Below are 15351 nucleotides of genomic sequence, written 5' to 3' on the forward strand. Positions count from 1 at the left end.
CAGCAGCCCAAGACACATGCCGTGCATTTCCACCCGACCGCGATGTGAGGAAAATGCCGCCCTGGCGGACACACCCATAGTGATGCGCCGTTACGACCGCCGGTGGCCGGAAGCGCGGTCACCGAGGGCGGCCATGGACACGAACACCTGGCCGCACACGTATCTCACGAAAATCGTGAAATGTATTTAGTTTCCCCTGCAATTTAAGCCGACCGGTCGCTTTCTGTTATGCGGATTCCCTTTCTGGGCCTGCCAGAGGGTTCCGGCATTTACACTGGCGCCATGGCAGACGTGACAACCATCAAGCCCTTGAACCGCGACGAGGAGGCCTTCCTACGGGCCTTGGGGAGAGTAATCACCTCTCTGCCCCGGGTCGTGGACGGGGACATGCTGGAAGAGCATCCGATTTCGGGTACCGAGTACATGGTCCTCGTGCACCTCTCCGAGGCGCCGGACAACCGGATGCGGATGAGCGAGCTGGCCGGCATGTGCGGGCTGTCACTGAGCGGGATGACGCGGGTGGTGAACCGGCTGGAGGCGCAGTCGCTGGTCACCCGTGAGAAGTCACCCGACGACGGGAGGGCCTGGCTGGCCGTGCTCACCAGCGCCGGGTGGACGCAGCTGAAGCAGGCCTGGCCCACCAATCTCGCGAGCGTACGGCGCCATGTGTTCTCGCGTCTGGAGGGCTGCGACATCGCCGCCGCCGCGAAGGTTCTGGAGCGCATAGCGTCCGTCTGACGTTCCGTCGCCCGAGCGGGCAGGGCGGCTCAAGGCCCCGGCCGAGGGCCGGAAGGGTGCGGTCGATGCACCTGGCGCCCGCGGTGCCGTCGGCGCGCCGGCGTTCCCGTCGCGGATCCGGGACGCGGCGGCGGTGAAGCTCGCCGCCGGCAGCACCCGGCGCGGCACCACGGTGGTCACGGCGGGGTCCTGTCCCCAGGCCGGCAGGGCGATGCCCGCCGCCGCGGCTGCGAGCGGAGCCGCCTTGCCGCTCCTGCTCCGGCGGCGGGCATCGCCCGAGGAGTCCTCGCCAGGGACCGTCGAGACACGGGGCACTGCGCGGACACCCGTCAGCCGTCGGTGACACCCAGCAGCTTGCGGATCGCCGGCACGGCCAGATTCCTGCTCTTGAGCGCCGACGTCGCCCTGTTGCCGAGGACCAGGGCGTCGCGGCCGAGCGCCGGGAGGAGGGTGGTGCCCCCTTCGGGTCCGAGGGGCACGGAGAAGATCCTGACCGGCGCGGGCTTGTACGGGCGTGGCCGGCCCCCGTGCTTGCCGTGGTCGAGGTATGCGCGGATGTTGTGCGCCGCGGCCTCCCCCTGCGCCACCGCCGAGGGGCTGAGCTTGGCCTCGGACACGTCGTTGACGTCGCCGACCGCGAAGACGTCCCTCTGCCCCAGCACCCTCAGGTGTGTGTCCACCTTGACGTGACCGCTGCCGTCGAGCCAGGTGCCGAGTCCCGCCAGACGGAGCCACAGGGTGTTCGGAGTGGTACCGGTCGTCCAGAACACGACGTCGGCGGAGAGGGGGCTGCCCGCCTGGTCCCGCAGCCGGGCGCCGACGCCCCCGGCGGAGGTGACGAAGGTGTCCACCAGGACCCGCACGTCGTGCCGCTCCAGCCAGGCCCTCGCCTGACGGCCCATCCGGCCGGTGCCGTGGTGGTTGAGCAGGCGGGAGCCGCGGTGTGCGAGGGTCACCGCGGCCCGCGGGTTGGCCCGCCGCAGTTCCGCCGCCAGTTCCACGCCGGAGGGGCCGCCCCCGATGACCAGGATGCTGCCGGCTGCGGCGACGCGTCGCTGGTGGCTGCGGAAGGACTGCGCCGCCTCCTCGACGGTGCTGCCGGTGAAGCGCGCCGGTTCCTGGTAGTCGGCACCTGTCGCGATCACCAGGGCGTCGTAGGGCACCCGGTGGCCGGTGGCGAGGACCACCTCACGTTCCGCGGTCGCTATGCCGACGGCCTTGTTGCGCACGACACGGCCGTGGGCGAGAAGTGAGTCGTACGGGACGAAGGGGGCGTACGTCCACTCCTCGTCGGTGCCGGCCCGTAGCGAGGCGACGCGGTGGAAGAACGCCTCCTTGAGGTCGATCAGCGTGACGTCGGCGTCCGCGTCGAGTTCGCGCGCCAGGCGTACTCCCGCGTACCCCCCGCCGATGACGACGACCCGTCGCCGGGTCGTGACTATGGCCATGATGTGCTCACTTCTTCGTACTCCTGCCGAGTCTCCTCGGCAGACAACCGATGCCGCCCGGCCAGGGGCCGCCTTCCGTTGCACGCCTGGAGACACGTGCGGGGTTCAGACGGGCTCCCGCGACGTGCGAAACCTCTCCATGTGGGCACATGTGTGAAGATCCCGTGTGCGCTCGGGCGCCGCGGCGGGCGGACGGGCGGGCCGCGCCGCGGTGCACGGCCCCGGCCGTGGCGGTGACGTCAGACGGCTGCCGGGCCCGGGTGGCGCAGCAGCGTACCGGCCCTCTCCTCGAGCAGTGCCACCGCCAGCAGCTCGCCGTCGACCGGCCCGTACCGTTCGAGCGCCTCCTCGTGCAGGCGCCGGACGGTGTCCGCGACGGCGTGCGGAGTGCCGCACTGTTCCGCCAGAGCGGTGATCGCCGCCAACTGGTCGTGGATGCGGTCCAGGCCGTACGCGGGAAGGTAGTCACCGGCGAGGAGCGCGGGCAGGTCCCGGCGGACGAAGGCGGACGAGGCGGGACCGGCGGCCAGGACGTCCGTGAGGACGCCCAGGTCGATGCCGGCGCGCCGGCCGAGCAGCAGCGCCTCCGCGGTGGCGACCGCCTGACCGAACCACAGGAGGTTCACCAGCAGCTTGGCGGTGTAGCCGGTTCCGGGTCCGCCGACATGGGCGATGCGGTCGGCGACCGTCGACAGCAGGGGACGGTGACGTTCCAGGAGGGTCGCGTCGCCTCCCACGAAAAGCCGCAACCGCGCCTCGGCGGCGTCCGCGGGCGAGCCGCCGATGGGCGACTCAAGGAATCCGACGCCGTGCGCCGCGGCCTGCTCCCGGCAGGGGTGCGCGGCCGTAGGCGCGTTGCTGCTCATGTCGATCCACGTGGCGTTCGCGGCCAGCGCCCGGAGGACGACGTCCCGCACGGCCGCCGTGACCTCGGCCGGACCGGGCAGCACCGTGAGGAGCACGTCCGCCCCCGACGCCGCGGCCTCCGCCGAGTCCGACCACCGGGCCCCGCACGACCGGACCGCCGCCCGGCGCTCGGGCCGGATGTCGTAGGCCCGCACCTCGTGCCCGGCGAGGACGAGACGGCGGCACACCGGTTCGCCCATCCGTCCCACACCTATCAGGCAGATCGTCGACATGCGCGGATGCTATCCCGTCGCCCCCTGCGGACCCCGGGGGGAACCAGTCTCACCCTCATACTTGACGCGTCAATCATATTGCCCGATACTTGCCGCGTCAATAATGGTGCCGGCGGTCGAGCCGGCGGAGGAGAGATCATGAGCGCCACGCCCTTCGATATCGGACTCGACTCCTTCGGAGAGGTCGCGACGGACGACGGCCGTGTCCTCGACGACGCCGAGACGGTACGGCTGCTCGTCGAGGAGGCCGCGCTCGCCGAGGCGTCCGGGCTCGACGTCTTCAGCGTCGGAGAGCACTACCGCGTGGGCCACGTCGACAGCGCCACTCCGGTCCTGCTCGCCGCCATGGCGACAGCCACGGAACGCATCCGGCTCGGCACGTCGGTGACCGTGCTCAGCACCAACGACCCCGTGCGGCTCTACCAGGAGTTCTCGACGCTGGACGCGGTGTCCGGCGGACGCGCGCAACTGGTCCTGGGGCGCGCGTCCGCCACGGAGTCCTTCCCGCTGTTCGGCTACGACATCGCCGACTACGAGCAGCTCTTCGAGGAGAAGCTGGAGCTGTTCATGCGGCTGCGGCGCGAGGAGACGGTGACGTGGACCGGGGCGTTCCGCGCACCGCTCACCGAGCAGCGGCTGACTCCCCGGATGCGGCCCGGCGGCATCCCCACCTGGATCGGCGTGGGCGGCAGCCCCCACTCCGTGCTGCGCGCCGCCCGCCACGGCCTGCCCCTGATGCTGGCCGTCATCGGCGGACGCCCGCAGCGCTTCGCCGGTCACGTCGATCTCTACCACCGGGCGCTCCAGCAGTCCGGGCACGATCCGCGACCGGTCGGCCAGCACTCCCTGGGACTCGTCGCCGACACCGACGAGGAGGCGGTCGAGACCTGGTGGCGGTACTGGGAACCGGTCGTGACCGCACTGGCCGAGGAACGCGGGTTCTACGCCCCGACCCGCGCACGCTACGAGAGGGAACTCGCCGACGGCGCGCTCTACGTCGGGTCCCCGGAGACGGTCGCCCGCAAGATCGCTCGTACGGCCCGTGATCTGCGCCTCAGCCGCTTCGACCTCAAGTACGACATCCTGCACCTGCCCCGGCAGGCCCGCGCCCGCACGATCGAGCTGCTGGGCCGCGAAGTCGCCCCGCGCGTACGGGAGCTGCTCAGCGAGGAGCCCGCCCGTGTCCGGCCCGGTACGGCACCGAGGTGATCCCCCTGGTCGTGCCGGCCGGCTGACAGAAGGTCCCGAGGAAGACGCGAAGGAGCGCAATGAACATCACCGACGTCCGCACGATCGGCATCCTGGGCGCGGGAAAGGTGGGAACCGTACTGGCCCGGCTCGCGGTGGCGGCCGGCTACCGGGTGCTGATCGCGGGTTCGGGTGAGGCCGACGCCATCGCCCTCACCGTGGAGGTCCTCGCCCCCGGCGCGGTAGCGGTCACCGCGCAGGAGGCCGCGGCCCGGGCCGACGTGGCGATCCTGGCGCTGCCCCTGGGCAAGTACCGCAGCGTCCCGGTGGAGGCGCTGCGCGGCAAACTCGTCGTCGACGCCATGAACTACTGGTGGGAAGTCGACGGGATACGCGACGACTTCACCGACCCGCGCACCTCCACCAGCGAACTGGTCCAGGCGTTCCTGCCGGGCTCCCGCGTGGTCAAGGCGTTCAACCACATGGGCTACCACGACCTCGAGGACGAGGCCCGGCCGGCCGGGGCGGCCGACCGCAAGGCGATCGCCCTCGCCGGTGACGACCCCGACGACAGGGCCACGGTCGCGCACCTCGTCCACGCCCTCGGCTTCGACCCCGTCATCGCCGGCCCGCTCGCCGCCGGCATACGACTGCAGCCGGGCACCGAACCCTTCGGCGCCAACGTGGACGCCGGGGAACTGCGCGCCATGCTCGACCGCTCCCCCGCGTCGGAGCCGGGCCAAGCCGTCAGCGAGGCTCGCTGAGGCGGTGTCGGCGGCGGGGGGTGGCAGGTCGGTGCCGCCCAGCCCGGCGAACGGCTGGCCGGTCCGATGCCGATCATGGCGCCACCGGCCCGGGACGACCCCTGTGCACCTGTGTGCGTACCGGGCTGGAGGCTGGGCGACATCCCGGGCTCCGCGGGCACAGGATGCACCGGCCGGCCGGCCGATCGGGCGGGCCGGCTGACGAGGCCGCGGCGGCTGGACTCGCCCATTGACTTGTAGCCGACCGGTCTACTAACGTCAGAGCCAGGAAACCTCACCCACCCGGAGAGATGATCATGAGCACTCAGAAGGTCGCCGTCGTCACCGGTGCCTCGCAGGGCCTCGGCGCGAGCATCGTCGACGCCTACCGCAAGCACGGTTACGCCGTCGTCGCCACGTCCCGCACCATCGCGCCGTCCGACGACCCCGACCTGCTCACCGTGCGGGGCGACATCGCCGACCCCGCCACCGCCGAGCGTGTCGTCGCCCAGGGCCTGGAGCGGTTCGGCCGCATCGACAGCCTCGTGAACAACGCGGGCATCTTCGTCGCCAAGCCCTTCACCGAGTACACCCTGGACGACTACGCCGCCGTGACCGGGGTGAACCTCAGCGGCTTCTTCCGCATCACCCAGCTGGCCATCGAGCAGATGCTCGGCCAGGGTGGCGGTCACATCGTCACCATCACCACCAGCCTGGTCGACAGCCCGGACATGCGCGTGCCCTCCGCCATGGCCTCGCTGACCAAGGGCGGGCTCCAGTCCGTCACCAAGTCCCTGGCCATCGAGTACGCCACCCGCGGCATCCGCGTGAACGCCGTCTCGCCCGGCACCATCAAGACCCCGATGCACCCCGAGGAGACCCACGCGGCCCTCGGCGGACTGCACCCGATGGGACGGATGGGCGAGCAGAGCGACATCGCGGACGCGGTGCTGTACCTGGAGAACGCCCCGTTCGTCACCGGCGAGATCCTGCACGTCGACGGCGGCATGAGCGCGGGGCACTGAGCGCCCGCCGAAGCCGGCCGCGTGTGCGCGGAGGGGCTGTGGGCGGTCCGGTTCGCCGGACCGGCCATAGCCCCTTCCGCATCGCGCGGCGGGGGTCAGTGCCGCAGCGACCTGAACGACGTGCGCAGCTCCTCGGCCAGCAGACGCGGCTGCTCCCAGGCGGCGAAGTGGCCTCCCCTGTCGACCTCGTTCCAGTGGACGAGGTTGCCGTAGGCCCGCTCGCCCCAGCTCCGCGGCGCGGGGTAGATCTCGGCCGGGAACACCGTGACGGCCACGGGGAGGTCGGGGATGTGGAACGCGTCGAACGGTCCGCCGCCGGCCTGGTAACCCTCCCAGTACAGCCGGGAGGAGGACGCCCCGGTGTTGGTCAGCCAGTACAGCGAGATGGCGTCGAGCATCTCGTCGTAGGTGAGGACCTTCTCGGGCTCACCGCCGGAGTCGGTCCACTCGGCGATCTTGTCGTAGTAGTACGCCGCCATCGCCACGGGGGAGTCGGCGAGGGCGTAACCGATGGTCTGCGGGCTCTGGTTCATCATCGCCGCGTAGCCGAAGCCGTCGTGGTAGAAGTGCAGCAGCCGGTGGTAGGCGGCCTTCTCGCTGGCCGACAGACCGGCGGGAGCCGGATCGGAGTTCCGCAGGTGGCGGAGGATCTCCGGCGGCACGGTGCCGGGCATGTTCACATGGATGCCCAGCAGCCCCTCGGGTCGCTGCGTGGCCTGGATCTGCGCGATGATCGCGCCCCAGTCGCCGCCCTGGGAGACGTACTCGCCGTAACCGAGCCGGAGCATGAGCCGGTGGAACGCGGTCGCGACGCGGGCCGGGTTCCATCCGGCCGTCCTGGGCGTCCCGGAGAAGCCGTAGCCGGGCAGCGTCGGGAGGACGAGGTGGAAGGCGTCCTCGGCACGTCCGCCGTGGGCCGTCGGGTTGGTGAGCGGATCGACGATCTTCAGCAGTTCGATGATCGAACCGGGCCAGCCGTGCGTCATCAGCATCGGCATGGCGTCGGCGTGCGGCGAGCGGATGTGGGCGAACTGGATGTCCAGCCCGTCGATCTCGGTGATGAACTGGGGCAGCGCGTTGAGCCTCGCCTCGGCCTTGCGCCAGTCGTAGCGGGTACCCCAGTACTCGACCAGCGGGCGGACCTTCCCCAGCTGGGCGCCCTGGGAGCGGTCGCCGACGGTCTCCCGGTCCGGCCAGCGCGTCGCGCGCACACGCCGCCGCAGCTCGTTGATCTCCCGCTGCGGGACCCTGATGCGGAAGGGATGCACCCCGGGGACCGGGCGGGGGGAACCGGGGCGGGCGCCGGCCGCCGGTGCGGAGCCCGCGGGTACCGGCCCGCCCGACGCGGCGTGCGCCTGGCCGGAAAGGCCGAGCTGGGCGGCGGCCGCGGCGCCCGCGGCGAGGCCGAGGAACCGGCGGCGGCCGGTGGTGAGATGGCCGGTGTCTTCGGAGAATGCCATGACAACTCCCTGAAAAATCACTTGTTGAAAGGGTTACTCTTGGTCAATGAGTGCGATCCTGGCGCCTCTTTCGTCACCGGTCAAGCTAGTGACTGATTTATGTGGCGGAACAGACTCCGCAATGCGTCTACTTGACGCAGCAAGGAAAATGTCTAGGCTTACTCCGACGGCGGGGCGTCCGTCGTGACGCCGAGTCAGGAACCGTGATGCAAGCGGAAACACTCCCCCGTGCGTTCATCCGTGTCGCGACGGAACACGCCGAGCGCGAAGCCCTGGTGGACGGATCCGTCCGGCTCAGCCACGCCGAAACGCTGCGACGGGCGGTGGGCGTCGCGCTCCGGCTGCGGGACCGGGGGGTCGCCCCGGGTGACCGGGTCGCCATCCTGCTCCCCAACTGCTGGCAGTACGCGGTCGGTTACCTGGGGGCCCAGCTCGCCGGTGCCGTCGTCGTCCTGGTGAACACCCGGCTGACCGGTCCGGAGCTCGACCACGTCCTCACCGACAGCGGTGCGCGGGTGATCCTCACCGACGCCGTCGAAGGGTCTCTCGGCGGACGCGTGCCGACCGCCTTCGCCGAGCGTGTCGTCCCCGCCGCCGTCCTCCTCGCCCCACCGGCGCCGGACGCGGCGGTTCCCGACGCCGGAGCACTGCCCGGAGCGGACCGGACCCCCGGCGACGTGGCACACCTGCTCTACACCTCGGGCACCACCGGCAGGCCCAAGGGCGCGATGCACACCCACGCCAATCTGCTGTTCAACGCCCGCACCGTGCGCGAGCGCCTCGGCGCAGGCCCGGGAGAGCGGACCCTGATCGCGGCGCCGATGTTCCACGCGACCGGTGTGGTCTCGCAGTTCATCGGTTTCCTCACCGCCGGTGCCTGCTGCGTGCTCACCCCCGAGTTCCAGGCGGAGACCGTCGTCCGGCTGATGGTCCGGGAGCGGATCACGTTCTTCGCCGGTGTCGCGGCCATGCTCCGGCTGATCCTGCTCAAGGCCGAGGACACCGCCTGCGACCTGTCCGCCCTGCGCCTGTTCGTCATGGGCGGTTCCCCGGTCCCCGAGAGCTTCCCCGCCGAGGTCGTCCGCCGTGTGCCCGGGCTGAGGCTCGGGAACGTGTGGGGGCTGACCGAGGGGACCTCGATCGTGACCTACACCGAGGGCGACGAGTACCTCGCCCACGCCCGCTCGGTCGGCAGGCCCGTGGCCGGGCTCGACGTCGCCGTCTCCGTGGATGGCGCACCGCCCCGGGACCTGCGGGACAGCGTCGGCGAACTGTGCGTGCGCGGCCCCGTGGTGGCCGCGGGCTACTGGAACGACCCGGACGCCACCGAGGCCACCTTCGTGGACGGCTGGCTGCGCACGGGAGACGTGGGCAGCGTCGACGCCGACGGGTTCGTCAGGGTCCTCGACCGCCTCAAGGACATGATCATCCGCGGGGGCGAGAACATCTACAGCGCCGAGGTCGAGAGCGTTCTGTCCGGCCACCCGGACGTCGCCGATGTCGCCGTCGTCGGTGTGCCCGACCCGGTCTTCGACGAACGGGTGCGCGCGGTCGTCGTACCCCGCCGGGGCCGCGCCCCCGACGCGGAGACGTTGCGCTCCTACGCCGCCACCCGGCTGGCCGACTACAAGCTCCCCGCCGAGTACCTCTTCGTCGAGGAACTGCCCCGCAACCCGTCGGGCAAGGTGCTCAAGCACCGGCTCGCCGGCCTCCCCACCGCCCGCGACAGCGTCACCGACCGGGCGCAGCCGTCCTCTCCCGCCCAGGACACCGATGGTCTCCCGCGCTGATCCCGCCGCCGGCACGGCCGCGCCGCCCACCCCCGTCGACGTCCTGATCGTGGGCGCCGGCTTCAGCGGGCTCGGTCTCGCCGCCATGCTCCGCGAGGCGGGAATCCGCTCGTTCCGGATCCTGGAGAGCGCCGACGACCTCGGCGGCACCTGGCGCGACAACACCTATCCGGGCTGCGCCTGTGACATCCCGTCACCCCTGTACTCGTACTCCTTCGACCAGAAGCCCGACTGGAGCCGGCTGTTCGCGCGCCAGCCGGAGATCCTGGACTACCTGCGGGACGTGGCCCGCCGACGCGGCCTCGTCGAGCACGTGCGGTTCGGCCAGGAGGTCCGCGGCGCCCGGTGGGCCGAGGAGGATGCCTGCTGGGAGGTGGTGACGTCGGCCGGCGAGTGCCATCGCGCCCGGTTCCTGGTCTGCGCCGTCGGACCGCTGCACCATCCCGCCCACCCCGACCTGCCCGGTGCCGAGTCCTTCGGCGGCGCGGTGTTCCACTCGGCGGCCTGGCGGCACGACGTGGACCTGACCGGCAAACGGGTCGTGGTCATCGGCACCGGCGCCAGTGCCGTCCAGTTCGTTCCGGCGATCGTCGACCAGGTCTCGGCCCTCACCGTCTTCCAGCGCACACCGCCCTGGATCCTGCCGAAGTCCGACCGGCTCTTCGACGAACGTCACCGTCGTCTGGCCCGCTGGTGTCCGCCCTACCGCTGGTGGACACGCGAACGCCTGTTCCGGATCCACGAGGGGCGCGCCGCCGGATTCGTCAGCGATCCGAGGGCACTGGCCGCGACCGAGGCGCTGGCGCGCCGGTTCGTGGAGAAACAGGTGTCCGACCCCGCGCTGCGGGCGGCCGTCACCCCCGACTACGCCCTCGGGTGCAAGCGGCTGCTGATCTCCAGCGACTGGTATCCGGCGCTGTCCCGGCCCCATGTCCGGCTGCGGCGGGGCGGGGTGGCGAAGGTGAGGCCCGGCACGGTGGTCGGCGAGGACGGGGCCGAGGTCGCCGCCGACGTCCTCGTCTACGGAACCGGCTTCGACACCCAGAACACCCTCCGCATCGACATCACCGGGCGGGACGGCGTCACCCTCGCCGAGGCCTGGGCCGACGGAAACCAGGCCTACCTCGGCACCACCGTCGCCGGCTTCCCCAACATGTTCCTGATGGCCGGGCCGAACACGGGCCTCGGTCACAACTCACAGATCGTCATGATCGAGGCGCAGGCCCGCTATGTCACCGCCCTGCTGCGCCGTGTGCGCCGCCGCGGCGCGGACTCGGTCGAGGTTCGCGCCGACGTCCAGCGGGCCTTCAACGACTGGGTGGACGAGCGCATGGCCGCCACCGTCTGGCAGACGGGGGGCTGCCGCAGCTGGTACCAGGATCCCCGGTCGGGCCGGAACACCGTGCTGTGGCCCGACACCACGATCGCCTTCCGCCGGCGGACTGGTCGCGTCCGGATGGCGGACTACCGGCTGGGGCGGGTCTGAACGGAGCGCCGGACCGCTCGGCACGTGGGCAGACCTGAACGATCCGCACGCACGCGGACCCGCCGACGCCTCCGGCGGTCCCGCCGGCTCTTCCGAGAGGAGAAACGTAGGTTGGCCCGCCCGTGACATCGCACGGCCGGCCGGGGCTGGGCCTTGCCCGCCGTCGAACTCCCGTCGTCCGCCCGGAGAACCCCCGCGCGGCGTCACGTGCGTGCTCCGGGGGCCCCGGACGAAGGCTGGGGAAATACCGGGCCCTGGCCGCCAAACCCTGGCTCTCCGGGGGGAGTTCCATGCGTCACCAAGGAGTCCGTCCCTCAACGCGGCGTCCGGGAACCGCTCGGAACCGGGGGCTCAGCGAAGGGGGCGGGTCCGGGCTCCACCTGGTGCTCCCGTAAGGTACGTGTGAACTCAGAGCCGACCGTGGAGATGACACCCGCTGCGGCCAGGTGTGCGACTGCGGTTCCCTCAGCGACAGGCTCGGCCCTCCGGTGGCGGCTCACCTGATGACCGCTCACCCCACCTCTTTTTAAGGAACGTAATCTTGCACCAGAGGAAGAGACGGCTGCGTCTCCCTGTTCTGATCGCGGCGGGTGCGCTGGCCGTCGGCGGCCTGACCGCCACGCAGCTCACCGCCCTCGCCGCCACGGATTCCACCGCCACCTCCCGGCAGCAGGACTTCGCCGCAGCCGCCGCGGAGTACCACGTCCCGGAGAGCGTGCTGCTCGGCGTCGCCTACGAGGAGTCCGCGTGGGACGCCCACGGGGCGCAGCACAGCACCGACGGCGGCTTCGGTCCCCTGCATCTCACCGACGTCACCCCGGCGATGATGGCCGGTGGAGCCATGGGCGGTGGCGGCCGCAAGGACCTCGCCTCCCTGGCGGCCAAGCCGGCCCTGCACACGCTCCAGGCCGCCGCGAAGCTGACCGGGATGTCGCCGGACACCCTGCGCGAGGACCCCGCCGCCAACATCCGTGGTGGCGCGGCGCTCCTCGCCTCGTACGAGAAGAAGGTGGCCGGTGGGACGCCGGCGGACCCGGCCCTGTGGTTCGGGGCCGTGGCCCGCTACAGCCAGTCGACGGACCGTCAGGGGGCGGTGGCCTTCGCCGACCGTGTCTTCGGCACCATCCGCAAGGGCGCCTCCGCCGAGACGCACGACGGCCAGCGCGTCCGCCTCACCGCGGTCCCCTCGGTACACCCCGCGAAGGCGCAGGTCGACCGGCTGCACCTGACGGCATCGGCCACCGCGGACACCGAGTGCCCGCCGGCTGTGGCGTGCACGTTCGTGGCCGGCTCGGCTGCGGGTGTGCAGGTGTCCAAGCGGCCCGCGAACGGCATCCGGATCGACACCATCGTCATCCACGACCTGGAGACCACCTACGACGCCGGCGTGAAGGGCCTGTCCTCCCAGACCAACAGCGCCGCGACCCACTACGTGATGCGGTCGTCCGACGGCGCGGTGACGCAGATGGTGCCCACCAAGGACATCGCCTTCCACGCCGGCAACTACTCGATGAACCTGCACTCCATCGGCATCGAGCACGAGGGGTACGCCGCGCAGGGCGCCACGTGGTACACGCAGGCGCAGTACGAGGCCACGGCCGACCTGGTCACGTACCTCGCGGCACGGTTCGGCATACCTCTGGACCGTCAGCACGTCATCGGTCATGACAACGTCGACAGCCCGGACGACGCTCACGCCGCCGGGATGCACTGGGACCCGGGCAACGGCTGGGACTGGGACCACTTCATGACGCTCCTCGGCCGCCCCTACAGCGGAACGCACAGCGTCCCGGCCGTGGGTTCGGTCGTGACCATCGATCCGCCGTTCGCCGACACCGTGCAGACCGTGCGTGTCTGCCCCGGCGACGACCCGACCGATCCCACGACCACCTGCACGGAGCGGCAGCAGGCGTCGAACTTCGTCTACGTGCGCACCGCCCCGGACGCGTCCGCCCCGCTCTTCGGCGACCAGGCGCTCCACGGCGCCGGCGCGGGTACCGACGAGATCAGCGACTGGGGCAGCACCGCCCAGTCCGGGCAGCAGTTCGTCGTCGCCGATGTGAGCGGCGACTGGACCGCGATCTGGTTCAGCGGTGCGAAGGTGTGGTTCCACAACCCCGGCGGCAAGAACGCCAAGATCGCCTACGGCGTGAAGATGATCCGTCCGGCCGGCTCCGCCCCGGTGGCCGTCTACGGCCGCAGCTACCCGGACGCCTCGGAGTACCCGGCGGGCATCTCCCCCTCGACGCAGGCCCCGCTCACGCTGTACACCGTCCCCGCCGGCCAGGCGTACGTCGCCACCCAGGCCCCGGCCGCGACGGACGACTACGACAAGAGCAGCGGGACGGTCGTCCTGGGCGGCAAGAAGATGTACACCATCCAGTACGGCCACCGGGTCGCGCTGGTCTACGAGAACGCCGTCACCGCGACCCCCGTGACGCAGCACTGGGAGGACGGCGGCAACTGATCACCTGATCACCGCCGCGCGAACAGGGACCGGGCCGCCCGGGCGGCCCGGTCCCTCATGCGTCCCCGGCCGGCGGAACGGCCCGAACAGACCGGCACACCCCGCCGGCCGCCGGACCCTTCCCGGCGTGGTCCTCGAGGGCCACGCCTCACGCGGCGGCCCGGTCCGCCCAGGCCTGTTCGAGGGCCCGCGTGAACGTCTCGGGTGACTGGACGCCGCTGACTCCGTACCGCCGGTTCAGCACGAAGAAGGGCACACCGCCGGCCCCCATCTCGGCCGCCAGTCGCTCGTCGGCCCGCACGTCCTCGGCGAACGCGGTCGGATCGTCGAGCACCTTCCGGGCCGAGGACTCGTCCAGGCCCGCTTCCACCGCGAGGGCCACCAGCGTCTCCTTGTCGTAGATCGACCGCTCCTCCGCGAAGTTCGCCCGGAAGGCGAGGTCCGTCATCTCGGCCTGCCGGCCGTGGGACCTGGCGAAGTGGACGAGGCGGTGCACGTCGAAGGTGTTGCCGAAGACACGTCCGCCGACGCGGAAGTCCAGCCCCGCCTCGCGCGCCATGGCGGCGGCCTGTTCCTCCCTGGCCACCTGCTGTTCCCGGGTACGGCCGTACTGCGCCGCCACCGCGTCGATGATCGGCACGGTGCCGTTCTCGGCCCGCGGGTTGAGCTCGAACGAACGGTGCACCACCTCGACCTCGTCGCGGTGCTCGAACGCGGCCAGCCCGCGGTCGAAGCGGGCGCGGCCGACGTAGCACCACGGGCAAGCGACGTCGGTCCAGATCTCGACACGCATGGGTAGATCTCCTGTCACAGCTGGTCGGTGCGGGCGACCTCCGGGTTGCCCGCCTGTAGGTCCGGCCGTACGTCCGTGGGGACGACCGGCCGTCTGTCGATACGTGGGTCAGGGGCGCTTTCCGGGGCGAACCGTCTGCGCAGGCAGGGTGAAGCGGGCGGAGGCGCGGCCGGACGCGGCCGTCCTCGTCCTGAGCCGGGCGAGAACCCGCGCGGTGACGCGCGGTGTCACCGGCGCCGGCGCTGCCACCAGCGTCGCGGACCCCCCTCGGTGCCGGTGCCGGTGCCGGTGCTGGTGCCGGTGCTGGTGCCGATCTCGACCTCGGTCTCGGCCTCGGCCGCCGCCTTGAGCCGCGCGGCCATCTCGACGACGCGTTCGGCCTGGATGGCGGCGGCGAGGCGGGTGGTCTCGCCGACGGGCTTGGTGCCCTGGCCGTCGGCGTGGGAGGTGCCGTAGGGGTTGCCGTCGACGAACTTCTGCGGGTCGGTGAAGCCCGGTGTGACGATGATGCCGCCGAAGTGGTGGACGGAGTTGTAGAGCGCGAGCAGGGTGGACTCCTGGCCGGCGTGGTCCGTGGCGGTGGAGACGAAGCCGCTGTACACCTTGTCGGCGAGCTTGCCCTCGGCCCACAGGCCGCCGAGGGTGTCGATGAACTGCTTCAGCTGCGAGGAGACGTTGCCGAAGCGGGTCGGGGTGCCGAAGATGACGGCGTCGGCCCACTCGATGTCCGCCGTGGTGGCCTCGGGGATGTTGGCGATGGCCGCGTGGTTGGCGGCCCAGGCCGGGTTGGAGTCGATGGCGGCTTGCGGGGCCAGCTCGGCCACCTTCAGCAGGCGCACCTCGGCACCCGCCTTCACGCCGGCGTCGTGCAGCTCCTTGGCGATCTCGGTGATCGTGCCGGTGGACGAGTAGAAGACGATGGCGAGTTTCACGGGGGTGGCCATGATCGGCGTTCTCCGTTCGTTGTCGAGGGTTCGGCGGGAGTTTCGGCCGGACTGTCAACAAGACGACCGGTCGCCTATTCGACGTTAAACGACCGGTCGATGGGTGTCAAAGGCCCGGCCGCCCCGGCGC

General features: G+C 71.5%; 11 protein-coding genes and 1 pseudogene. 7 read left to right on the top strand and 5 right to left on the bottom strand.

The features are described from left to right. The first annotated feature begins 282 nt into the window (after positions 1-282). Positions 283-738, top strand: a complete 456-nt coding sequence (locus AB0946_RS31470) for a MarR family transcriptional regulator (RefSeq protein ID WP_366764067.1) — start codon at positions 283-285, stop codon at positions 736-738. Between the two features lie 329 nt (positions 739-1067). On the opposite strand, the gene AB0946_RS31475 is transcribed toward AB0946_RS31470, so the two are convergent. After that, the gene (locus AB0946_RS31475; RefSeq protein WP_366764068.1) at positions 1068-2186 is read right to left on the bottom strand and encodes an FAD-dependent oxidoreductase; all 1119 of its coding nucleotides are present in this window, start codon (positions 2184-2186) and stop codon (positions 1068-1070) included. A gap of 239 nt (positions 2187-2425) precedes the next feature. Then, positions 2426-3325 carry an NAD(P)-dependent oxidoreductase gene (locus tag AB0946_RS31480; protein ID WP_366764069.1) on the bottom strand — a complete coding sequence of 300 codons (900 nt, stop codon included), beginning with the start codon at positions 3323-3325 and terminating at the stop codon, positions 2426-2428. Between the two features lie 138 nt (positions 3326-3463). Here AB0946_RS31480 and AB0946_RS31485 point away from each other — a divergent pair, with 138 nt between their 5' ends. The 3 genes from AB0946_RS31485 (at position 3464) to AB0946_RS31495 (ending at position 6281) form a co-directional block, all read left to right on the top strand. Next, entirely contained in the window at positions 3464-4534 is a 1071-nt protein-coding gene (locus AB0946_RS31485) for an LLM class flavin-dependent oxidoreductase (protein WP_366764070.1), read from the top strand. A 59-nt stretch (positions 4535-4593) separates the two neighbouring features. Continuing rightward, a complete protein-coding gene (locus tag AB0946_RS31490) occupies positions 4594-5277 on the top strand; it encodes an NADPH-dependent F420 reductase (protein WP_366764071.1) in 684 nt (227 codons plus the stop codon). A 296-nt stretch (positions 5278-5573) separates the two neighbouring features. Beyond that, positions 5574-6281, top strand: coding sequence for an SDR family oxidoreductase (locus AB0946_RS31495; RefSeq protein ID WP_366764072.1), 708 nt, complete (start codon positions 5574-5576; stop codon positions 6279-6281). A 95-nt stretch (positions 6282-6376) separates the two neighbouring features. On the opposite strand, the gene AB0946_RS31500 is transcribed toward AB0946_RS31495, so the two are convergent. After that, the gene (locus AB0946_RS31500; RefSeq protein WP_366764073.1) at positions 6377-7741 is read right to left on the bottom strand and encodes an epoxide hydrolase; all 1365 of its coding nucleotides are present in this window, start codon (positions 7739-7741) and stop codon (positions 6377-6379) included. A gap of 206 nt (positions 7742-7947) precedes the next feature. On the opposite strand from AB0946_RS31500, the gene AB0946_RS31505 reads away from it, so the two are divergent. From AB0946_RS31505 to AB0946_RS31515, 3 genes are all read left to right on the top strand, one after another. Continuing rightward, positions 7948-9531, top strand: a complete 1584-nt coding sequence (locus tag AB0946_RS31505) for an AMP-binding protein (RefSeq protein ID WP_366764074.1) — start codon at positions 7948-7950, stop codon at positions 9529-9531. Beyond that, a complete protein-coding gene (locus AB0946_RS31510; RefSeq protein ID WP_366764075.1) occupies positions 9515-11017 on the top strand; it encodes an NAD(P)/FAD-dependent oxidoreductase in 1503 nt (500 codons plus the stop codon). Before AB0946_RS31505 ends, AB0946_RS31510 begins: the two co-directional genes overlap by 17 nt. 541 nt (positions 11018-11558) lie before the next feature. Next, complete coding sequence (locus tag AB0946_RS31515; protein ID WP_366764076.1) at positions 11559-13484, top strand: N-acetylmuramoyl-L-alanine amidase; 1926 nt, start codon at positions 11559-11561, stop codon at positions 13482-13484. 148 nt (positions 13485-13632) lie between these two features. Here the strand turns inward: AB0946_RS31515 and AB0946_RS31520 are convergent, their stop codons facing one another. Together AB0946_RS31520 and wrbA are read right to left on the bottom strand one after the other, a co-directional pair. Further along, positions 13633-14277 (bottom strand): DsbA family oxidoreductase, encoded by a 645-nt coding sequence (locus tag AB0946_RS31520; protein ID WP_366764077.1) that lies wholly within the window; start codon positions 14275-14277, stop codon positions 13633-13635. A 341-nt stretch (positions 14278-14618) separates the two neighbouring features. Next, positions 14619-15221, bottom strand: a pseudogene (gene wrbA, locus AB0946_RS31525) (NAD(P)H:quinone oxidoreductase); the annotation flags it as partial. Positions 15222-15351: the final 130 nt, after the last annotated feature.

Source organism: Streptomyces sp. NPDC046870 (genome assembly GCF_040704595.1).
Lineage (GTDB): Bacteria > Actinomycetota > Actinomycetes > Streptomycetales > Streptomycetaceae > Streptomyces > Streptomyces argyrophylli.